Origin of the sequence: Erysipelatoclostridium sp. DFI.2.3, from assembly GCF_019132535.1 — a bacterium.
Classification (GTDB): domain Bacteria; phylum Bacillota_I; class Bacilli_A; order Erysipelotrichales; family Erysipelotrichaceae; genus Clostridium_AQ; species Clostridium_AQ innocuum.
This window is the reverse complement of record NZ_JAHOOJ010000005.1, coordinates 85,831-106,424: the sequence shown is the minus strand read 5'-3', so window position 1 is coordinate 106,424 and position 20,594 is coordinate 85,831. Positions and strand designations below refer to the sequence as shown.

20 protein-coding genes and 1 pseudogene are annotated in these 20,594 nt (G+C 45.9%); 5 read left to right on the top strand and 16 right to left on the bottom strand.

Features of this window, described 5'->3' with window-relative positions; genetic code table 11:
• Positions 1 to 7: 7 nt before the first annotated feature.
• The 3 genes from uvrC to KSZ58_RS06930 are packed head-to-tail and all read right to left on the bottom strand — an operon-like array spanning position 8 to position 4,777.
• On the bottom strand, positions 8 to 1,786 hold the full coding sequence (gene uvrC, locus KSZ58_RS06940; RefSeq protein WP_009269206.1) for an excinuclease ABC subunit UvrC: 1,779 nt from the start codon (positions 1,784 to 1,786) through the stop codon (positions 8 to 10).
• Positions 1,786 to 4,119, bottom strand: a complete 2,334-nt coding sequence (locus tag KSZ58_RS06935; protein ID WP_009269207.1) for an endonuclease MutS2 — start codon at positions 4,117 to 4,119, stop codon at positions 1,786 to 1,788. Before KSZ58_RS06935 ends, uvrC begins: the two co-directional genes overlap by 1 nt.
• A 10-nt stretch (positions 4,120 to 4,129) precedes the next feature.
• Positions 4,130 to 4,777 carry a CvpA family protein gene (locus tag KSZ58_RS06930; protein ID WP_224720952.1) on the bottom strand — a complete coding sequence of 216 codons (648 nt, stop codon included), beginning with the start codon at positions 4,775 to 4,777 and terminating at the stop codon, positions 4,130 to 4,132.
• 146 nt (positions 4,778 to 4,923) lie between these two features.
• On the opposite strand from KSZ58_RS06930, the gene rnhC reads away from it, so the two are divergent.
• A complete protein-coding gene (gene rnhC / locus KSZ58_RS06925; RefSeq protein ID WP_008817436.1) occupies positions 4,924 to 5,826 on the top strand; it encodes a ribonuclease HIII in 903 nt (300 codons plus the stop codon).
• Positions 5,827 to 5,987: 161 nt separating this feature from the next.
• Here the strand turns inward: rnhC and KSZ58_RS06920 are convergent, their stop codons facing one another.
• The 6 genes from KSZ58_RS06920 to KSZ58_RS06895 are packed head-to-tail and all read right to left on the bottom strand — an operon-like array spanning position 5,988 to position 12,087.
• On the bottom strand, positions 5,988 to 6,977 hold the full coding sequence (locus KSZ58_RS06920) for a proline racemase family protein (protein ID WP_008817437.1): 990 nt from the start codon (positions 6,975 to 6,977) through the stop codon (positions 5,988 to 5,990).
• 22 nt (positions 6,978 to 6,999) lie between these two features.
• Positions 7,000 to 8,472 (bottom strand): glycoside hydrolase family 1 protein, encoded by a 1,473-nt coding sequence (locus KSZ58_RS06915; protein WP_008817438.1) that lies wholly within the window; start codon positions 8,470 to 8,472, stop codon positions 7,000 to 7,002.
• Positions 8,465 to 9,673, bottom strand: a complete 1,209-nt coding sequence (locus KSZ58_RS06910; RefSeq protein ID WP_008817439.1) for a pyridoxal phosphate-dependent aminotransferase — start codon at positions 9,671 to 9,673, stop codon at positions 8,465 to 8,467. Before KSZ58_RS06910 ends, KSZ58_RS06915 begins: the two co-directional genes overlap by 8 nt.
• 55 nt (positions 9,674 to 9,728) lie before the next feature.
• Positions 9,729 to 10,064, bottom strand: coding sequence for a PTS lactose/cellobiose transporter subunit IIA (locus KSZ58_RS06905; protein WP_002608777.1), 336 nt, complete (start codon positions 10,062 to 10,064; stop codon positions 9,729 to 9,731).
• Entirely contained in the window at positions 10,061 to 11,695 is a 1,635-nt protein-coding gene (locus KSZ58_RS06900) for a PTS transporter subunit EIIC (RefSeq protein ID WP_008817440.1), read from the bottom strand. The genes KSZ58_RS06905 and KSZ58_RS06900 overlap by 4 nt, the downstream gene beginning before the upstream one ends.
• A 14-nt stretch (positions 11,696 to 11,709) precedes the next feature.
• A complete protein-coding gene (locus tag KSZ58_RS06895) occupies positions 11,710 to 12,087 on the bottom strand; it encodes a RidA family protein (protein ID WP_002608775.1) in 378 nt (125 codons plus the stop codon).
• A gap of 235 nt (positions 12,088 to 12,322) precedes the next feature.
• Here KSZ58_RS06895 and KSZ58_RS06890 point away from each other — a divergent pair, with 235 nt between their 5' ends.
• On the top strand, positions 12,323 to 12,997 hold the full coding sequence (locus KSZ58_RS06890) for a transcriptional regulator (protein WP_002608774.1): 675 nt from the start codon (positions 12,323 to 12,325) through the stop codon (positions 12,995 to 12,997).
• 180 nt (positions 12,998 to 13,177) lie between these two features.
• Here KSZ58_RS06890 and KSZ58_RS06885 read toward each other — a convergent pair whose 3' ends face one another.
• From KSZ58_RS06885 to KSZ58_RS06860, 6 genes are all read right to left on the bottom strand, one after another.
• Positions 13,178 to 13,672, bottom strand: coding sequence for a dCMP deaminase family protein (locus KSZ58_RS06885; RefSeq protein ID WP_002608773.1), 495 nt, complete (start codon positions 13,670 to 13,672; stop codon positions 13,178 to 13,180).
• Positions 13,672 to 14,925: a rhomboid family intramembrane serine protease gene (locus KSZ58_RS06880; RefSeq protein WP_008817441.1), complete on the bottom strand. Its 1,254-nt coding sequence runs from the start codon at positions 14,923 to 14,925 to the stop codon at positions 13,672 to 13,674. The genes KSZ58_RS06885 and KSZ58_RS06880 overlap by 1 nt, the downstream gene beginning before the upstream one ends.
• 4 nt (positions 14,926 to 14,929) lie before the next feature.
• Entirely contained in the window at positions 14,930 to 15,844 is a 915-nt protein-coding gene (locus KSZ58_RS06875) for an RluA family pseudouridine synthase (RefSeq protein ID WP_217752644.1), read from the bottom strand.
• The gene (gene lspA / locus KSZ58_RS06870) at positions 15,832 to 16,308 is read right to left on the bottom strand and encodes a signal peptidase II (protein WP_002608770.1); all 477 of its coding nucleotides are present in this window, start codon (positions 16,306 to 16,308) and stop codon (positions 15,832 to 15,834) included. The genes KSZ58_RS06875 and lspA overlap by 13 nt, the downstream gene beginning before the upstream one ends.
• Positions 16,309 to 16,609: 301 nt before the next feature.
• The gene (locus KSZ58_RS06865; RefSeq protein ID WP_021420228.1) at positions 16,610 to 17,866 is read right to left on the bottom strand and encodes a DUF2812 domain-containing protein; all 1,257 of its coding nucleotides are present in this window, start codon (positions 17,864 to 17,866) and stop codon (positions 16,610 to 16,612) included.
• Positions 17,863 to 18,201, bottom strand: coding sequence for a PadR family transcriptional regulator (locus KSZ58_RS06860; RefSeq protein WP_008817444.1), 339 nt, complete (start codon positions 18,199 to 18,201; stop codon positions 17,863 to 17,865). The genes KSZ58_RS06865 and KSZ58_RS06860 overlap by 4 nt, the downstream gene beginning before the upstream one ends.
• A gap of 372 nt (positions 18,202 to 18,573) precedes the next feature.
• On the opposite strand from KSZ58_RS06860, the gene KSZ58_RS06855 reads away from it, so the two are divergent.
• From KSZ58_RS06855 to KSZ58_RS23470, 3 genes and pseudogenes are all read left to right on the top strand, one after another.
• Entirely contained in the window at positions 18,574 to 18,867 is a 294-nt protein-coding gene (locus tag KSZ58_RS06855; RefSeq protein WP_022300727.1) for a hypothetical protein, read from the top strand.
• Positions 18,868 to 19,064: 197 nt separating this feature from the next.
• Positions 19,065 to 19,328: a CD3324 family protein gene (locus tag KSZ58_RS06850; protein WP_008817446.1), complete on the top strand. Its 264-nt coding sequence runs from the start codon at positions 19,065 to 19,067 to the stop codon at positions 19,326 to 19,328.
• Positions 19,329 to 19,447: 119 nt separating this feature from the next.
• Positions 19,448 to 20,075 (top strand): annotated as a pseudogene (locus tag KSZ58_RS23470) (CatB-related O-acetyltransferase).
• Positions 20,076 to 20,125: 50 nt separating this feature from the next.
• On the opposite strand, the gene KSZ58_RS06835 reads toward KSZ58_RS23470, so the two are convergent.
• A complete protein-coding gene (locus tag KSZ58_RS06835) occupies positions 20,126 to 20,590 on the bottom strand; it encodes a hypothetical protein (RefSeq protein WP_008819307.1) in 465 nt (154 codons plus the stop codon).
• Positions 20,591 to 20,594 lie beyond the last annotated feature (4 nt).

Below are 20,594 nucleotides of genomic sequence, written 5' to 3'. Positions count from 1 at the left end.
CTTTATCTTATGCATCTTCCGATTTTTGGTCTGTATTATGCAGGATATTGTAGATATTTTGTGCTACTTTCTCGGGAACCACCTGACGTATTTCCTCAATCGTGGCCTCTTTCAGGCGTTTCAGGGATTTAAAATGCTTCCAGATTTCCTTTTTCCGGACTTCACCAATCCCTTCCACCTCATCCAGAATGGACTTCGTCATGGCTTTTCCTCTGAGCTTACGATGATAGGAAATGGCGAAACGGTGTACCTCGTCCTGCATCTGGGTCAGCAGGAAAAACAGAGAGCTGTCGCGTTTTACCGGCAGAATATTCCCATTCACATCCATCAGATTGCTCGTCCTGTGATTGTCATCCTTCACCAGTCCGCAGATCGTTAAGGGAATATCCAGTGCCTCGATAATTTCTCTGGCCGCCTCGATCTGGAGATAGCCTCCATCGACAATCAGCAGATCGGGAAAGCGTGCACCTTCCTTCAACAGCCGGAAGTACCGCCGATAGATGACCTCCTTCATAGAGTCAAGGTCGCTTATGTATTCGCCCAGACGAAAGGTACGATAGTCCTTCTTGCTTGGCTCACCGTCCCGATATACCACCATGCCGCTGACATTGTGCGTACCGGAGATATGCGAGTTATCAAACAGCTCGATGCGATGAATCTCCTTCTGCAGCAGATTGCAGAGCTGTTCCATCCCCTCATAGCGCCGGCTTTCCTTGCGCTCTACCAGCTCAAACTTCTGTTCATGCGCATTTTTGGCATTCGCAAGCACCATATCCACCAGCTTCAGCTTGTCTCCGCGAAGCGGCTGCAATATCTTCGTGTCCAGAATTTCCTCCAGATGCGTAATATCATATTCCTTTGGTATTAGAATTTCCTGCGGCAGCGGATTATTCGCATAATACTGCAGAATAAAGGATACAAAGGCATCCGCTTCATTCTCATACAGCGGCTCAATGGAAAGCGTACGCTCCAGCAGCTTTCCTCCACGCAGGAAAAAGCCCTGAATGGATATATAGCCCTTGTCGACATAATAGCCAAATACATCCCGGTCCTTGCGGTCCTTAAAGTCGATCTGCTGCTTTGCCGTCACATGCTCAATCGCATGAATCAGGCTCAGCTTCTCCTGTGCCTTTTCAAACAGCAGCTCCTCACTTGCCTGCTCCATTTCCCGATGCAGGGTATCCAGCATCTCCCGGACATCCCCCCGCATGAATTTCTGAATGCCGCTGACCATATCCGCATACACACGCTCATCAATGTCCCTGATGCAGGGAGCCAGACACTGTCCCATGTGATAGTACAGACATTCCTTTTTCGGCATCCGCCTGCACTTTCTCAGCGGATAGATACGATTCAGCAGCTTTGCCGTTTCCCAGGCCGCCCCGGAATCCGGAAATGGTCCGAAGTAATAGGCCTTACGGTCCTTCGTATTGCGCACCACCTTTAATACCGGAGCATTTTCCTTTGTGAGCTTCAGATACGGATAGGATTTATCATCCATAAACATGATGTTGTATGGAGGTGTATGCTTTTTGATCAGATTGATTTCCAGCAGCAGCGCCTCTTTTTCACTGGATGTTACAATATATTCAAAATCGTCGATATTACTGACAAGGCGGGTGGTTTTAAAATCGTGAGCGCCGACAAAATACTGCCGTACGCGCTGCTTCAGCTTTTTTGCTTTTCCGACATAAATAATATCTCCGTCCTTGTTTTTCATTAAATAGCAGCCAGGCATAGCAGGAAGAATTTTCAGCTTATCCTCGATTTTGGCCATATTTGCCATTATTTACCGCTTCCCTTCTGCTTTAAAACAACAACAGTCGCTCCCAGACCGCCTTCGCCCTGACCTCCCATGCGAAAGCTCTCCACACGCGGATTGCGCTTCAGAAAGTCATGTACCCCCTTGCGCAGGGCTCCGGTTCCCATACCGTGAATGATGCGGACATTGTTCGCTTTTGCAAGCATTGCATTATCCAGATATTTATCAATGATCGGCAGGGCTTCCGCCACCCGCATACCGATGACGTTGCATTCCATGGAAAAGGAGCGCACGCCTGCCTTGGCGTATCCCTTTTTCTTTGTTTTCTGCACCTGCTTCACAGCCGGTTCGATTTCCTGCAGCGTTGTATTCATTTTCATACCGTTTGCCAGTACGCAGACCTTATCCTTGTTCATGGAAATAATTTCTCCATAATAGTTCAGCTTGCTGATTTTTACATAATCCCCCACCTGATAGGAAGGCAGCTTTTGCGGTGTAGCGTCTGTTTCCGCATCGTCCATCGAAGACAGCTGCTTTAATCTGGCCTTGCGGTCACTGATTTCATGCGGCTTGGCTTCACTGTGCATATGCTTCAGCTCATCAATGATATCCTGTGCTTCCTCCAGAGAGGACTCCAGCTGTTTTCTGGCATCCTCTCTGACCGTTTCCAGAATTTCCTCCCGCCGCTGCGCCAGCTGTTTTTTCTCCTGCTCCAGATCTGCCTGCAGCTGCCTGACATCCTTTAGTCTGGCAGCCAGCTTTTCCTTCAGCTCGTAATTTTCCATCAGGGATTGTTCCAGCTTTTCCATCGCGATGTCCGCCTTGCTGCGGTCCGCTTCCTTGCGTTCCCTCGCAAATCGAATGATGCTTTCCTTCAAGCCATAACGGCGGGCGATTTCAAATGCATTGGACTGTCCGCTGATTCCCTCGATATACCGGTAGGTCGGCAGCATTTTTTCCATATCGAATTCCACACTGGACAACAGGATGTCCTCATTATCCGCACCATAGGTTTTCAATGCGGAGTAATGGGTTGTGGCAATCACCATGGCACCGATGGCACGCAGATGATCCAGTACAGCAACCGCCAGCGGTTCCCCCTCCTTCGGGTCCGTCCCGCTTCCAAGCTCATCCAGAAGGACGAGAGAGCGTGCCGTCGCATGATCACAAATATCCGCCATTTTGGATATATGGGATGAAAAGGTGGACAGGGATTCCTGAATGGACTGATCGTCACCGATATCCACATACAGGGCGTCAAACAGCGGTACGACGGCCTGCTCCGCACTCAGCGGCAGACCGCTCATCGTCAGGGCGACAAACAGACCGATGGTTTTCAGTGTCACCGTCTTTCCTCCGGTATTGCTTCCGGTAATCAGAAGGCTGTGATGCGGTGAGCGGATTTCGTATGTATTTGCGACAACCTTCTGCGGATCGATCAGCGGATGTCTGGCTGTCTTCAGATACAGATGGTCATCCTTTGTATTCAGCTCGGCAATGCAGCCGTCCATTTCCTTCGTCCATAGCCCGCGGGCAAAGATACTGTCCAGCAGAGCGAAGGTTTCCAGATTGGACAGCAGCTCATGACTAACCGACTTGACCTGCTGACTTAATTCAAACAGGATGCGTGTGATTTCCTCCTGCTCCTGACTTTTCAGCGTTTGCAGACGGTTATTGAGCACCAGCAGACTGCGTGGCTCAACATAGGCCGTCTGACCGGAAGCACTCTCTCCGTGAACAAAGCCGTCCACACTGTTTTTCTCACTGATTTTCACAAGCACGCAGGTACGGTTGTTGCGCATCGTCGTGATCGTATCCATCAGCTTGCTTGCATTGCGTGAGAGAAACCGCTGTACCTCGCTGCTGATATCCGCATTGCAGGACAAAATGGATTTCCGGATGCTTTTCAATGCCGGGCTTGCGGAATCCAGAACCTCCGCATTTAAGGAAATGCAGCGATCGATCGAGGAAGCCAGCTGCTGATGCTCCGCAAAGGAATCACACAGCTCCTTGATCAGTGGTGTATCCAGATCACTTGCTTTCATATATTTGCGAACCTGCTCCACACCGCGTGTACTATCCGCAATTCCGCGCAGCTCATGCGGTGTCAGTGTCATGTCCTTCATGGCTGCCTCTATGCTGTCACGCGTATCATGGATACCGCCAAACGGCATGTTCCCAAATCGCACGACGAGGGCATAGGCCTCTTTTACTCTTGCCAGCTCACGCCTGACCCAAAGGGCATCAAAGCGCGGCATCATTTGTCGAATCAGCTGTTTTCCCAGGGAAAAGGACGCGTGTTTCGCAACCTGCTCCTTTACCTCATGCAGCTCCAACGGCTCATACATATCTTTCATATTCTTACCTCTATTGCAGCGCAGACAGCAGCGTGTCCACGTCTTCTTTCTTCATATTCTGCTCCAGCAGCCAGCTGCGGATATTCTCCTTTTCTGCTGTACTGAGCGTTTGTTTTTCATCCAATGCCGATGTCAGTCTGGATAACTCCTGCAGCGGTTCCCTGGCATAAAAGGTCAGGGCATCCATCATCCCATCGCTGTATCGCAAAAGAGATGCGGATGCAATCTCATTCCCGGTTTTCCAGAATGGCAGACGGCAGACCATGGCAGCCAGCACCATCAGCAGCACGGCCTGCAGTGCCCCCAGCGCAGCTCCCAGAAGCCGGTTGATACCGGATACGACCGGTACATGATTGGCCGCCTTTGTAAACGGCTTTATAACCAGCACCGCCAGCTGCAGCAGGACAAAGAGAATCACGAAAATGAGCAGGCGATTCAGGTTGTCATACAGGACAGCCTCCAGCGGTGTATCCTGCAATGGGAGCGCATGCTTGGGATACAGGTGGATAAAACTGCCGACATAGGAGGATGCCCACCATGCCAGAAAGCCGCATACAAAGAAAGACAGTATGCTCAGCAGCTTTAATAGGAAGCCGTCGCGGTATCCGCCGAATACGAGTGCACAAAGCACACACAGGATGACCATATTTACTAGCATAATCAGGGACACAGGCATCACCTACTTTCTTTTGTCCGTCTCATTATTTTACCATGAACGCATAAAAAAATGAATGGGAACACCCGATTTCTGTATCCTGTTGTCTCATTTTATGCTAAAATGGAAAAGTTATGAGGAGGAATACCATGGGAACATGTACCATACAGACAGATCGATCCAGCATGATGGCGCTGAAGCAGCGGTTGAAAACTGCGGAAATCCGTAAGACACCGCCCTATGCGATTTATCAGATCAAGACGAGGGATTGTGTCATTACCGCTTATGAGTCCGGCAAGCTCGTATTTCAGGGAAATGGCGCCGAGGAATGTGCAGCGCTGATTGCCCCGTCTGCCATACAGAAAACGCAGAGCGGGACAACAGCAAAAAAAACACAGGGACAGCCGAAAGCAATCTATCCGCAGGCCGGCAGCGATGAGGTTGGGACCGGTGATTATTTCGGTCCCGTGACCGTTTGTGCAACCTGTGTCCGTCATGAGGATGTGGAGTTTTTACGCAGTCTTGGGATACAAGACTCCAAGGCCATTGATGATACCGCCATACGGCGCATGGCTCCCAAGCTGATGGAACGACTGCCTCACAGTCTTTTGATTTTGGACAATGCCACCTATAATCGAATTCACGGTGAAAATAATATGGTTGCTATTAAATCCCGTATGCATAACCAGGCCTACGTACATCTGCGTAAAAAGATGGGATCACTGCCGCAGTTCTGCATCATTGACCAGTTCGTGCAGAAGACTTCCTATTACCGCTATCTGAAACATGAGCGCGAGGTCGTCTATGATATTCATTTTGAAACCAAGGCGGAAAATAAGTATCTGTCGGTTGCAGCCGGATCAATCATTGCCCGGTATGCGTTTTTGAAGGCCTTCGATGCGATGTGTGAGCAGTACGACTTCACCTTTCTGAAGGGTGCCGGCAGCAAGGTGGATCAGAATATTCGTGAGTTTGTGGCAATGCACGGAAAAGAGGCACTGCTCCAGGTTGCCAAGCTGCATTTTGCAAACACAAAAAAAGCCTTAGGCTAAAACAAACCCGTTTCCTGCATGAACAGAAAACGGGTTTTTCGTATGCCTTCATCTGCCAAAGCACAAATGAAATAGAAAGACAGAATCAATAAAAGGGCAGAAGGCCAGCAAAACTCGAAGGCCCTCTGTATCTTTTTATAAATCATGATGCAAAAGCAGACTCAAATCGTAAAGCCATAGGTCAAAGGGTCATTCTCATCGATCACATATACTGCCTTCCCCGTGATATAGGCACTACCTGTAATCATCGGTTGAATACCACGATAGTGTCCGATAACATCCTCCGCTTCATACCGTCCATAAAATTTTGCTCCGGTAAAGCTTTCATTCACAAAAATTTCGTTTGCAGATAAGTTTCCTTTCGCATGCAAATATGCCAGCTTTGCACTTGTTCCTGTCCCACATGGTGAGCGATCGATCTGACCTTCCTCGGCAATAACGATATTCTTCTGTTTCTTTTCTCCAGTAGCTACATAATATTCAGCATTTACAACGCGTGTGATTGCAAGTGAGGGATGCTTTATCTCATATTGCTTATTCAGCTGAGCCAGCAGTTTCCTTGTAAAGGGTATCAGAAACTCAATATCCTTTGCATCCAGCTGCAATGAAAGCTGTGCAGCATCAAACAAAGCAAAGAACGTACCGCCAAAAGAAATCGCAACCCTATATTCCTTGCCATCTACCCTTACCTTTACCTCATCAGCAAACAGAAATGAAGGAACATTATGCAAGGTAACCTCCTGCGCTTTTTTATTCTCCACCCTTACACTTGCGCATATAGTTCCTGATGGCGTATCCATCACAACCTCTGTATGCGGTTCGCACACAGGTACTAGCCCGGCCTCCACCGCATACATAGCACAACCGATGGATGCATGCCCGCACATATTTACCCATCTCTTCGCATCCATGAAAACAACACCGAATGCAGATGCTGTATGCTCTGCAGGCAGAATAAGCGCCCCAACCATATCCTTATGTCCCCTCGGCTCACACATCAAGGCACGGCGCAGATGGTCATACCGTTGTTCAAGGATCTCCTTTTTCTCCATCATTGTAATGCCCGGTATATCTGGAAAGCCAGAAGTGATAATGCGGGTAGGTTCTCCCAATGTATGCGTTTCAACCGTTGTAAAAACAATTTTCTGCATATCCCTCTTCCTTACAGGCACACTACTCAATGCAGCTGCCGTTTGTCTGAATGATTTTTTGATAATGATAGAAGGAATCCTTTCTGATTCTTTTCAGGCTTCCCTTCCCCTGATCATCCATATCTACATAAATAAACCCATAACGCTTTTTCATTTCACCGGTAGATGCACTAACCAGATCAATGGGTCCCCACCACGTATACCCAAGCAAATCAACACCATCCTCCAATGCATCCCGCATTGCGGACACATGTTCATTCAGATACTGGATACGATAAGGATCATGAACCTTTCCATCCTCACTTACCTCATCAATTGCGCCTAAGCCGTTTTCAGCGATAAACACCGGAATATGATATCTTCCATACAACTCATTCAGCATCCAGCGAAGCCCCTGCGGATCAAACACCCAGCCCCAGTCAGATTTTTTCAGATACGGATTGGCAACCCCTAAAGAGAAATTACCTGCAGTTGTTTCATGATGCTCATCCACTGCATGACAGCCGGATGTATAGTAGCTGAATGCCAGAAAATCAATCGTCCCTTTTTTCAAAATACACTTGTCCTCCTCGGTGATTCCAAGTGCTTCTATATCGACACCCTTGCCTTTCAGATAATGTCTGCTGGCATAGGAATATTCTCCGCGTACCATCACGTCCCCACAATACCAGAGGCGGTTCATGCTTTGCTGTGCTTCAATGACATTCACGGGGTTACAGGAATATGGGTAATGCGCATCCCCCGCAACCATGGAACCGATTTGAAAGTCCGGATTGATGTCATGACCTGCCTGTACAGCCAGCGCACTGGCGATAAACTGATGATGCAGAGCCGTAAAGCGTTTCGTCATTTTATCTGCAGACAAAGACTCCTCACTCGCCTGTGCGATATCCAAATATCGGGTTCCGTTAGAAAGAATCCCACCTGTATATATATCGCCGAAATAATTTGTCATCATATTGATTTCATTAAACGTGATCCAATACTTCACTTCATCCCGATACTCGCGGAAAATCGTTTTACAGTACGTGACAAAGGCAGGAATCGTCTTTCTGCTTAGCCATCCATCCTGTTTCAATGCCAGTGCCAGCGGTACATCGTGATGAGAAATGGTAACCAGCGGCTCGATATCATATTTTTTGCACTCCTGAAATATTTTATGATAGAATGCAAGACCAGCAGGATTGGGCACCTCGTCATCACCGTTGGGAAAGATTCTTACCCAGGAAATCGACATGCGGTATACCTTAAATCCCATTTCCGCAAACAACGCGATATCTTCCTTGTAATGATGATAGTGATCAATAGCTATCGCTGCCGGATAATAACAATCCTTTTCAACTGGTGTAAACTCTCTTGGGATTTCTCGACTTCCCGCTGTCAACAAATCAGTGACCGCAAAGCCTTTTCCATCCTCTTTCCAGGCTCCCTCACACTGATAGGCGGAAGTTGCCCCTCCCCACAAAAAATTTTCCGGAAACTGTATCTTATGCATGCTGTGTTCTCCTTTCTATTAGCATTTCAACACCCTTTTTTAATCGATTCAGACCTTCGCTGAGAATTTCCATACTGGTGGCAAGACAAATACGAACATGCCCCTCCGACTCATCACCGAAGTATTGGTGTCCTCCCGGTACAATCGCCAGCTGCACTTCCTCTTTCAGAAATTCGACAAATTCAGCTCCTGTAACATGAAGCTCCCGAATATCTACATACAGCAGGAATGTCGCCTGTGGTCTGTAGGCATGTAAGCCCGGAATATGTTCATTGATAAACGCCACTGCATAATCCCGGTTTTTTGTGATATGCTTTAAAAATGCCGCACGCCATTCTTGCGTTTCTTCCATAGCCGCAATCGCGGCAATCTGCGATAGTGAGGTAGCACCACCCGCAGTAGACAGCACATCGGAAGCATCAACCAGCTTCTGGAATTTTTCATCATCGTTCGCATAAACGCAGCCAATTCTCAATCCGGCAAGACCAAAGCTCTTAGAGAACCCAAATACAGATACTACGCGTTTACAGCGCTCCTCGCCTAAACAATAAATGCTGTTGAACTGTGCATCGGGATACAGGATATCCGACCATATTTCATCGTTCATAATCAGTAGATCATGTTTCTCACACAATCGCATGATTGCCTCCAGCTCCTCCTTCGTATAGACAAGACCGTATGGGTTATGCGGATTACACAATCCAATCATTTTGGTTCTCTCGCTTATGCACTCCTCCAGTCTTGAAAGATCCATTTTCCTATTCTCCGTATCAAGCTTTGCTGCGTAGCTGATTGGAGTTGCTCCAGCCGCTAAACAGGATTCCCGGAAAAGGAAATCGCAGGGATCAAAGACAATCATTTCATCTCCAGGCTTCAAAAAAGCCTTCGCCACGATGAACATCGCTCTTGCTGCACTGTCTACCGCCAGTACCTGCTCCGCTTTGATTTCCTCCCCCTTTGTTTCCTTCACATAATTTGAAAATGCCTGATTAAACGCAGGCAGGCCCAGTTTCGGTGTATAGGAGAAATAGCCTTCCTCCACGTACGCAAGCAATGCCTGTTTAATCGCCGGAGCACATGGGTAATCCATATCGGCAGCAGTGAGTGGGATAGTTCCATCCGCTACCTCCGCCCAGCGCAGATTGTATGCTTTCTTTTTTAATATATCGAGCTTAATGTTGCTGTTATCAAAGTAATTCATATCGTTCCTCCAATTCTAAAATTTTTGGCAGAAAACTCTGCCAAAAATTCCGGTTCTATTTTTCCAATTTCTTAAACCGCTCATCAATTGCTTCGCAGATATCCACGAGCTGCTGTGCGATGTTGATTTCACTGCATACGGTCATACACGTATCCTGTGCATGTGTGAATAGAATCGAATACTCAATTTCTTCTCCATTTGATTCCGCCTGCAGAGAGGCTGTCTGTGATTGGTGCGCAGCCACAATATCTTCATTTGCATCCAAAAGCTGCTGCTTTGCACGTTCTATATCAAAGGTTTTTAAAGATTTTAATGCCTCTGCTGTTTTCAAGCGGGCATCGCCGGCATGCAGGATGATCTGCATTGCCGCCTGCGCATTTTCTAATTTCATATGATCTCCCTTTCCTTTCTGTTTTCCAGCTCTTCTTTGTACTGCTGTTTTTCAAATACCCTAAAGAATGGCATCCAAATCAGCCAGGATACAGCAAACAATGCAATTACCAGAATAACCCCGGACATACTGTTCGTTGTCAGATAGCCTTGTACGATATTTGGAAGATACCACATCTGCATAGGTGCACTCGGAATAGGAACAAGGCCGATGCGCATAACAAGATACATAAGACTTGGAATAATAATTGAATTAAGGCACAGTGGAATCATAAGGATCGGATTCCATACAACAGGAGCACCAAACACAATTGGCTCATTGATATTGAAGATTGCAGGGAAGATACAAACGCGCCCGATGGATTTCAGTTTTTTTACATTTGAACGCATACACATCAGAACCAATGCAAGCGTACACCCCTGTCCACCGATATAGGTGATTCCCATTACCGTTTCCATAAGGTTAATACTTGACGCCGCCTGTCCTGCCGCAACCGCAGCCATATTGGCATCCATACCCTCCATCCAGATTGCCCATGCGATGGGGAACAGAATCCAGGTAAAGCCAAAGGAATACAGGAAGCAGGTGAAGAAACAAATCATAACAAGACCAAGCCAGGTCTGTCCAAAGGAAGAAATCGGTGCAAACAAGCCACGGATAAACAGTGGTAAATCAAATCCGGTGCTCATAATAAATAAACCGATGGCCAGTGTGATTGTTACAGGAACAAGTGCATCCATCCATGCCACAACCATATCCGGCATAACCGTATCCTCCTTAAACATAGAGTGCCTAGAAGCAAAATTAAAAATCCATGCTGTAAAAACGGATGTCACAACTGCTGTCAGCATACCACCTGTTCCAATTTTATCCATGATGAAATTCATCGTACCGGCTTCTCCGTCAATAACCGGAAGTGTGATGATAAAGAAGAGAGCAAGACTGGTCAGCATCGCAGAAATTTTCAATTTTTCATTTCCTCTTTTTTCCAGTACCTTCATCGGTACCAGAATAGCCAGAAATACTGCAATCAAGCCAAAGGAATATGTATTCAGCATGGAGATATCCGGAATCCAGCTCATCACCTCAAAGTTACGGAATACACCGACGATTGAGGAAACTGAACCGATCATAATCATTGGCAGAATACTCATGATGGATTGTTGTATTGCGGATATATAAATATTCTGTGTAAGCTTATCCAGTTTAGGAGCCAGTGATTTGGTAATCCATCCCATAAAGCCCTTCGCCGGTTCCTCCGAAGCCTCACTGCTCTGCGTTGGTTTTTCCTCTTTTACAGAGATTTCTTCGACAGGCTTTTTTACTTCCCGCAACGCATCCAATGCCTGCTTCAGCGTGGCAGCTCCATCAATACTTCCATACGCATCCTTGTCAATAAAGGCAAACGGAATATTAAACTTTTTTAAATCCTTTTCAAGCGCTTCCCTTTTAAACGCTAGATGAGGACCAAACATGACAAGATCTGTCCCCTGTAAATTGTTCATCATTTCTGCTTCACTTCGTGCAATTATTTCAAAATTTTCAATTCCCTGTTCTTTTGCGGCTTTTCGCATTGCCTGCGCCATAAAACCACTGGACGCACCTGCTCCGCACATTAACAAAATTTTCATAAGTTCTCTCCTTGTTATTTACACGCAATAACTTCTAATTCAAACAATGCCTGTTTCGGAAGCTCCTTCACGGATACACAGGATCTTGCCGGATAATTTCCTACAAAATACTCAGCATAAATTTCATTTACCACAGCAAAATTCTCCATTTCTGTCAAGTAACATGTCGTCTTTACAACATCCCTCATTTCATAGCCGGCCTTTTCCAAAATCGCCTTCACATTTTCAAGTGATTGTCTTGCCTGTTCAGCAATATCCCCGCTCACGATCACCCCCTGCCCGGGTTCTATCGGAAGCTGTCCGGATACAAACAACAAATTGCCATTCGTGACTGCCTGTGAATAGGGGCCGATTGCAGCAGGTGCGCTATCGGCATCAATAATTTTGTTCATTCCTTTCTCCTTTCTAATGAAATATTTTTTATTCCTATACTATAATACATTATTTTATTTTAGTAAATAAAATAATTATCATTTGTTAGATGAATTATATTTTAAGATTACAAAACTTTAGCAGTATTAAGCAATTTTCGCATTTATTTAGTTTACTTAATGAATTTTTTTGAAATTGTTTTGAATAAATGAAATTAGTACGCTATAATAGACAGCGAAGGGAGTGGAGGATACCATGAAACCACAAGAAGTTCAATTAACCCTGATTGATAAGATGATTCTGCAAAGCTACCGCTCAATGGTTGAAGGTCTGGGCAACTATTTGGGAGAGGCCTATGAAATCGTGCTTCATAGTCTGGAGGACTTTCAGCACTCCGTCATTTATATCAACCATGGTGAGCATACCGGCAGAAAGGTCGGTGCCCCGATTACAGATAAGGCATTAGACTTTCTCATCAAGTTCAGTGAGAACAGCTCGAAACAGGAAACCTATTATTCGGTCAATGCAAAGGGAGAACCTCTGAAAAGCACAACGATTGCCATCAAAGGAGAAAATGACCGCATTATCGGTTTATTGTGTATGAATTTTTATATGAATATCAGTTTTTATGATTTCATTCATACGTTCGTACAAAAAGAAACTCTCACAGCAGAAAACGATTCCGCAACAGAAACCTTTGCCAGTAATGTAGATGATATGATTACATCAACATTAAATACCGTAAAAGAGAGGATATACAATGACCCTGCTATAAGCTCGTCAAATAAAAACAAAGAAATTATTTATGACCTGTATAATAAAGGAATTTTCCAAATCAAAGACGCTGTTACAGTTATCGCTAAGCTTTTGAACATTTCAAAAAACACGGTGTATTTGCATTTGCGAAAATGCAGCAATCATAAATTCTGATATCATATGAATACCAGCATATAACAAAAAAGCTATTTCACTTAAACTTTTATCGTGAAATAGCTTTTCTTCATACTGACGGATTCTATAAGTACGAGCATACATAACAATCGCATAAATGCACAGCGAACAATTGGTATTCACACAAGGAATGCTGGTCCTATGATTGCCTGAACCTTCTTATCGTATTGTCGGATTGATTTTTCTGGATACCTGCAAATCAATGGCATAGGGAAGCTGTACCAGCTCTACCCCCGCACTGCGCAGCATCCGCTTGCTGGCAATCGTCCCTTCCGTATGTGCATACTTATCGGACTCATACACAATACGGCTGATTCCGCTCTGTATGATCGCCTTTGCGCACTCATTGCATGGAAACAGCGACACATAAATACTGCATCCTTTTAAATCATGTTTGCTGTTTAAAATCGCATTCAGCTCCGCATGCACGACATAGGGATATTTGGTGTTACCGAAATCCCCTTCCCGATCCCACGGAAACTCATCATCGCTGCAGCCGTTTGGAAATCCGTTATAGCCGATACTGACAACACGATGCTCACTGCTGACAATGACAGCCCCCACCTGTGTGGAAGGATCCTTGCTCCGTTTGGCACTCAGGTGCGCCAGTCCCATGAAATATTCATCCCAAGTTAGTACATCTTCCCGTTTCATTAAATACCTCCTGTTTTTTCATACTGCTGATGAAAATGCTCCTGCAGATATTCTGCATAGGCATTGAGCGGTGTATGACGGTAAACACTGATTATGGCTTCATCCAAATGCCGATCCAGCGGTGCAACCGTATCCACAGCAGCACCATAGGCAAACAGACTTGCCGCATACAGAACAAGCGCCAGACAGGCATGCTGCTTCATACCGGATTCACTCTGTCTGCCATGCATCCATAAGCCGTACAGAATTCCGCACAGAATCCCCGCAATACAGGCGATAAAGGACACCGAGGGCACCAGTGCGAGTACGGCCAGAATTGCCATACAGTTATACAGCGGAATACGCAGTAGTGGATGTCGCAGTGTATGCGACAGCAGCTGACTGGTGAGATAGGCTGCCGCCACACCAAAGATCCCGGCACTCATACCAGTCGCAATCCCGTTGGGTGCCGCAATCAGCTGTGCAGCATTCCCCAAAATCACAGAGGAAAGAAAAACCGCCATATACCAGCCTCTTCCCAAACGCTGTTCACACAGCTTTCCGGTCGCATACAGGGCATACAGGCTGATGACGAAATGAACAACACCGTTATGTACAAAGCCGCCGCTGAGAATACGCCAGTATTCATGCGCCGCAACAATACTCATCTTATAGTAACCGCCGACAGCCACGATGGCACTTTCCATATTACCGTCCAGATAGGCCAGTAGATATTCCAGTACGAGAAATATCGTACAAATCGCCATTATAGCAACTGTGCAGCGTGGAATACTTTTCTTACGCGCTTTTTTTATGAAATCCTGCTGCTGCTTCAGCTCTGCCTCTTCCACCTGAGCCATGAGTGTACTGCTTTCCTTATCCGGATCTGCCACGCGATGCACGACACGGTCAATGCCATGAAAGACGCTGGTCAGCTGCGGTTCACTGAGGGCTGAAGGAGTGATGCAAATCTGTGTCAGAAACGCATTGTGCACCGGACTGGATTGCGGATTGGTATTCAATATCAGCATCGGTCCCTCTCTGTGCATCAGATTGAGTATGATGCGGTGAACGTTGCGCACATAATCCGTGTCCGCAAAGGTTCCGGCATTGCCGCTGGATGAAATGCGGATCACCGGATATACCTGATGATTTTCATTCATCAGCCACAGATCATCCTTGTGCTGCTGAACCCTTACAATGCGATAATGCTGTTGTACGACCAGGTAATGCAGCAGCTGATAGGCAAACAAATCATATTCACTAATCTGCATCCAGTCACCTCGATTCCTGTCGCAGTTCTTCCAGTATGTCCGCAAACTGCTTCGGCAGCTCTGCTTCCACTGTCATCACTTCCCCCGTTCTCGGATGCTGAAAGGTAAGCTGGTGCGCATGCAGGAGTTGTCCGTTTGTCTGCATGGTCTTGCGATAGCTGTATTTCTCATCCCCCACTACCGGATGTCCGATATACTGCATATGAACACGTATCTGATGCGTTCGTCCGGTTTCCAGACGACATTCCACCAGGGTATAATTTTCAAATCGCTCAATCACCTGGAAATGTGTACGCGCATCCTTTGAGTTGGTTGCCGTTACCGCCATCTTCTGGCGATCCTTCACATCCCGTCCTATCGGCGCGTCAATGGTACCGAAATCATGCTGAATCACACCGTGTACCAGCGCATAATACAAACGGTTCACTGTCTTGCTTTGCAGCTGTTTGGACAATGACGCATGGGCGAGATCATTTTTAGCGATAATCAGCAGTCCCGTTGTATCCTTATCAATGCGATGCACGATTCCCGGACGCAGTGTACCATTGATTCCGGAAAGATCCTTACAGTGATACAGCAGTCCGTTGACAAGTGTCCCGCTTTGATTTCCTGCAGCAGGATGCACGACAATGTTTTTTGGCTTATTGATGACGATCACATCTTCATCCTCATATCGCACGTCCAGCTCCATTTTTTCCGGACGGGCTTCCATTTCCATTTCATCATTGAATACGGCCGTAATGCAATCGTCTGCCTTCACCTTATAATTTGCCTTCACCGCATTCTGATTGACCAGAATGCTTCCCGCAGCCAGCAGCGCCTGCACCCGGCTGCGGGATAAATCCTCCTGCTCACTGATGTATTTATCAATGCGAGCCCCTGCATCCTCTGCAGCGGCGATAATCTTTATTTCGCGCATATCCTACGACCTCCATATGTTTCCAGAACCATTGATAAAACAATGAGCCCTACACCGACACAAAGTGATATGTCAGCGACGTTGAATACCGGAAAATCATATCCGAAGATAATGAAATCCAGAAAATCACGAACATACTGGAAAATAAGACGATCAATAAAATTTCCCAGTGTACCGGCCATCATCAATACCACACCAATGCGTGTCAGTCTGTCCCTGTGATCTGTAGTACGGTAAAAATACAGCATGCCAATCAGAAAAACAATGGAAATCAGATAAAAGAAAACCATCTTTCCTTCCAGCATGCTCCAGGCTGCCCCTGTATTGTGCAGATACGTAATTCTGAAAAATCCCGGAATTACGTCAAAGCTCTCATCTATTTGCATGGACGTCTGTACGCCCCACTTGCTCAGCTGATCCAGCAGTAGTACTGCCGCCATCATCAGAATATGCTTAGCCTTCATGCGATTCACCTTTCCTTATATGTTCTGTGGGCTATCCTTTAAAAAGCACACAAAACAGTATCGTATCATATTATAACAAAAAAAACCGCCATTGGCGATTTTTATGTGTACTTTTTATTTCGAATCACGGTAATTAGGAAAGTTTATAAATAAGGAGGATGAGCTCGACACGTTCATACAAAGATTCTGAATAAAAAGTCCATTGGCAGATTCTTATGAAATTTGCTTACAGTATACCACGAAGAAACCACACTTTCAACACATTTTTCAATTTTTATTCATTTTATTTCTGAAAATATTTTCACAGATTCAACAATTCATGTATGAGCTTCCATCCGTCATCATCCAGCAAAAAATCGTCATTGATACATACATACGTATCATCACGGATGAACAACACCTCATACTCTCCCTTATACATGGTGACCCCCTGTGTCTTTATCGGCTCACCATATCCCCTGCACATCTGCTCCATTCCATTCTCACTTTGATAACGGCGCTTCGTCCAATCCCTGAAAAACCCATCGCGGATGCGATACCAATCAATATACAAATTCTTATCCGCTGCATCCTCTTTCTCACTGTAGGCACTGAAGGACATATGCTCGCTCAGCATGGAAGATTCGCTGTAGCTGTCCAGAGTCAGACCTGCGGTATTTACATGCTGCAGGACAAAATCCGATAACCTTGTCTGTTCCATCGGCTTTTGAAACGAAAGCGAATCATAGGTGCTGGTAAGTGTGATATTCACGCCGATCGCAAAGGTTACCCAAAGCAGTGCTATACTGCCGATCACCTTGAATCCCATTGGGTATCTGGTTTTCCAAAAACGGTAAATGAGCCAGCCGAAGACCAGAAAGATCACAGTGAATGCGATCACATAAAGAACATTGACTGTGAACAAAGAGCCGATCAGCATACAGATCAGCAGCACTACACTGCCATACACGATTCTTGACTGCCGAAGCAGCATTTTTGAAGAGGTCATATTCCTTCTGCGCACAAGCCATATAAAGTAAGGGAGAAGATGGATCAGCCATGTAATATTCAATGCGGCCATCAAAAGAAAATTCTGAAACTGGGAACCATCGGCGTACATGCTCCAAAGAAGTCCGTGATAGCTTTGCAGCAACAGCAGTACATACAGCGCCCATGATATGAAAAGCCATACAGCTGTCTTATGCATACTCACATTCATGATACGGCGATCCTCCTGTGTTCCCTCACGCAAGGTAAGGTTAGGATCATCGCAGCGATACACCATGAGCGGGCCATTTGATCCGACAAACGTATACCCGAATTCTTCAACAAAGGTGCGATACTTATGGGCATCCGCTGTTTCTGAATCCGGTATAATCATGGAGTAATCCTTTGTATAGTCCACAAGGTAATACTCCTTCTGTGAAGCATCCGCTTCAAATGTGAGCCAGCAGGAGCGGTCCCCTTTTAAGCTTACCAGCTTCCAGCCCTTCTCCGCCATGTCATTCAGATATGCCTGTAAAGCCGGGTATTCAAACGGATATACAATCAGCCATACATTTTTCTTCCTTCGTTTCATGATGCCGCCTCCTTTTCATCGCTTTGCTTTTCAATCCATACTTCCCCATCCTGCAGCATGGTTTTCAAGCGCCTGTATTCCTGCATCAGCATTTCCTTTCCTTTTTCTGTAATCAGATAGAACCGTTTCCTGCCATCCGACTCCGTTTCCCGAATCATATCTTCATTTTCAAACTTCGACAGCATGGTATACAGGGTTCCCGGTACTAGGTGTACTCTTCCCCTGGTCAGCTTCAGAACAAACTCTGTAATCTCCATCCCGCAGCGTGCCTGAAGCAGCGCAATCAGCGTATAGTACATTGGCTCTGTCAATGTTTCCAGCTGTTTCTTCGGCACAGCACCACCTCCAATATCGTTTAACGATATATCTCTGTTATCATTATATTATCGTTTAACGATATTGTCAATACGCTTAGAAAATCACAGAGGTAGAAAGCGTTGCTTTTCAGCATGTGAATGGAACTAAACAGATAACTTTGAAACTCGCGAAGGTCTCAGCTTCAGACACTTCCATCGAGCTTGAATTTTATAACGGCGAAGCAACAAGCTTCAACATAGATTTCTTATATAAGCAGCTGTACTTGCTTTATCTCCTACACTGCTGTGCTCTGTACATGCCGCAGGTCGAACCATCCTTCCGTAACTTGTCACGCTGCAGCAGCCATGCTATACTACGTTTAACACAACATGATGAAAAGGAGAACACCTATGAAAAGACTTAAAAGCATACCTGGCAAATGGATGCTGACCATCATGCTTGCCCTGCTTCTCACCACATGCTACTTCGTCCTGAACAGCCGGGTTTACCTGCTGGAACAAAAGGAGCAGCTTGTACAGCAGGAACAAAAGCTGATTGCACAGGAGGAAGCAGGAATTCCCATCCGCACACAGCATGTTTCTCCTGCATCTGTTCATGTCGGGGCTGCCTACCTGTGGATCATCCCCTTTGGCATTTTGGAGGTCTGCTTTCTAATTTTATACATTGTGCGCTACCTTGCATAGCTTTCTTTTTACGGCAGCTGCATTGTAGATTATACGAAAGCATGCTATACTGAAGCCACAAGGAAGTGTGATAATATGAAGCTAAATGAAGCAAGACTCCATGCAACGCCGGATTGCTGCGACACCTGCATGGAGTAAACAAGTCGCAGCATTTGCCGGCTTTGCATCCTGAACAGAATTGTAAAGGAGGAGCCTGCATGAAATATGTAAATGCCCATACGATTTTACCGAAAGACCTGGTGGAGGAGCTGCAGAAGTATATACAGGCAGGATACATTTATATTCCTGCTGCCGGAAAGAAAAAACGCTGGGGAGAGCACAGCGGCTATCGAACCGAGCTACAGCTGCGAAATGAAGGCATCCGGCAACGCTATGTGTCCGGCTGCACGATTGAGGAGCTTTCCACTCAGTATGCATTATCGGCACATGCTATCAAGAAAATCATTTATCAAAAATCATAAGAATGCTGCGGCATTCTTTTTTTCTACAAAACAGGTCTGTACGATTTTGTGGCTTGCCGCATCCGCACCTCTTCCCATACAATGAACTGGTAAAAAGGAGAACAAACATGAATAAACATCTGATTTATCCACGCAGCGGTGATCCAAATACCGTCTATATCAAAAATGTCATAACCCGACCGGAAATTACGGCAGGTGATTTTTCGATGTACAATGACCATGCACAGGATCCCCGTGATTTTGAAAAGCATAACGTTTTATACCAGTACCCTGCCAATTGCGATCAGCTGATCATCGGAAAATTCTGTTCCATTGCCTGCGGTGCAAAATTTTTATTAAACAGTGCTAATCATGCCCTGCAGTCCCTGTCAACCTATCCCTTCCCCATATTTTTCGAGGAATGGCAGCAACAGCCAAAGGATGTCCGGGATGCTGGGGGATATCGTGATTGGCAATGATGTATGGATCGGATACGAAGCAGTGATACTGGCCGGTGTTACGATCGGTGACGGCGCCATTATCGGAACACGGGCACTTGTCACAAGGGATGTTGCGCCCTATACCATCGTCGGCGGTGTGCCTGCCAGAGAACTACGCCTGCGGTTTCCTGAGGAAACCATAGCGGAGCTGCTCACCCTGAAATGGTGGGATTGGCCGATTGAGCTGATCCAAAGCAATCTCGCGGCACTGCAAAGCGGTGATATCCGCCGATTAAAAGCAGCATGCCCGCATCAAACACACATATAAGGATGAAAAAAACGCGGTGTAATTCCGCGTTTTCCTTTGTTTCACATCAATCAATCCGAAATCACATGTACACGATCACGCATCTGTGAGGAGGATACAATGACAACATTGTCTCTGTAATCCATCGTATAAACCTTGCGTTGCTTCAGGCCATCCAGAAAGGTATTCAGGAAATCCATGCCGTCATTGACACCCCATTCATGATTGTAGCGCTCTTCAATAATCATCGTATTGCCGTTCGTTTTCACCTGCATGTCCGAAGTATATTCAATACGAACCTCATCCTTCATGCTCTCATCGTATTTCCACTCATAGCCGGTGTAATAATCATCCTCAAACACGATATTCAAATCCTGATCCTTTACACGGAAGGTCTGTGTCTTTACCGTATCAGAGCCATAATAGGCACTTCTTCCGTCCACAAACTCAAATTCCTTGATTTCAAAAACCAGCATGGTCGTTCCAATCGCCATCATCGTAATACCGACAATCAGGGATATCAGAAATTTTTTCATATGC

What these genes read in the sequence shown, in the direction of transcription:
- KSZ58_RS06875 (WP_217752644.1), bottom strand. Translation starts at nt 15,844, where the DNA reads ATGCGCGAAATAAAGATTATCGCCGCTGCAGAGGATGCAGGGGCTCGC.
- KSZ58_RS06880 (WP_008817441.1), bottom strand. Translation starts at nt 14,925, where the DNA reads ATGCAGATTAGTGAATATGATTTGTTTGCCTATCAGCTGCTGCATTAC.
- lspA (WP_002608770.1), bottom strand. Translation starts at nt 16,308, where the DNA reads ATGAAGGCTAAGCATATTCTGATGATGGCGGCAGTACTACTGCTGGAT.
- uvrC (WP_009269206.1), bottom strand. Translation starts at nt 1,786, where the DNA reads ATGGCAAATATGGCCAAAATCGAGGATAAGCTGAAAATTCTTCCTGCT.
- KSZ58_RS06885 (WP_002608773.1), bottom strand. Translation starts at nt 13,672, where the DNA reads ATGAAACGGGAAGATGTACTAACTTGGGATGAATATTTCATGGGACTG.
- KSZ58_RS06920 (WP_008817437.1), bottom strand. Translation starts at nt 6,977, where the DNA reads ATGCAGAAAATTGTTTTTACAACGGTTGAAACGCATACATTGGGAGAA.
- KSZ58_RS06890 (WP_002608774.1), top strand. Translation starts at nt 12,323, where the DNA reads ATGAAACCACAAGAAGTTCAATTAACCCTGATTGATAAGATGATTCTG.
- KSZ58_RS06905 (WP_002608777.1), bottom strand. Translation starts at nt 10,064, where the DNA reads ATGAAATTAGAAAATGCGCAGGCGGCAATGCAGATCATCCTGCATGCC.
- KSZ58_RS06895 (WP_002608775.1), bottom strand. Translation starts at nt 12,087, where the DNA reads ATGAACAAAATTATTGATGCCGATAGCGCACCTGCTGCAATCGGCCCC.
- KSZ58_RS06850 (WP_008817446.1), top strand. Translation starts at nt 19,065, where the DNA reads ATGAAATATGTAAATGCCCATACGATTTTACCGAAAGACCTGGTGGAG.
- KSZ58_RS06900 (WP_008817440.1), bottom strand. Translation starts at nt 11,695, where the DNA reads ATGAAAATTTTGTTAATGTGCGGAGCAGGTGCGTCCAGTGGTTTTATG.
- KSZ58_RS06855 (WP_022300727.1), top strand. Translation starts at nt 18,574, where the DNA reads ATGAAAAGACTTAAAAGCATACCTGGCAAATGGATGCTGACCATCATG.
- KSZ58_RS06835 (WP_008819307.1), bottom strand. Translation starts at nt 20,590, where the DNA reads ATGAAAAAATTTCTGATATCCCTGATTGTCGGTATTACGATGATGGCG.
- rnhC (WP_008817436.1), top strand. Translation starts at nt 4,924, where the DNA reads ATGGGAACATGTACCATACAGACAGATCGATCCAGCATGATGGCGCTG.
- KSZ58_RS06865 (WP_021420228.1), bottom strand. Translation starts at nt 17,866, where the DNA reads ATGAAACGAAGGAAGAAAAATGTATGGCTGATTGTATATCCGTTTGAA.
- KSZ58_RS06935 (WP_009269207.1), bottom strand. Translation starts at nt 4,119, where the DNA reads ATGAAAGATATGTATGAGCCGTTGGAGCTGCATGAGGTAAAGGAGCAG.
- KSZ58_RS06915 (WP_008817438.1), bottom strand. Translation starts at nt 8,472, where the DNA reads ATGCATAAGATACAGTTTCCGGAAAATTTTTTGTGGGGAGGGGCAACT.
- KSZ58_RS06910 (WP_008817439.1), bottom strand. Translation starts at nt 9,673, where the DNA reads ATGAATTACTTTGATAACAGCAACATTAAGCTCGATATATTAAAAAAG.
- KSZ58_RS06930 (WP_224720952.1), bottom strand. Translation starts at nt 4,777, where the DNA reads ATGCTAGTAAATATGGTCATCCTGTGTGTGCTTTGTGCACTCGTATTC.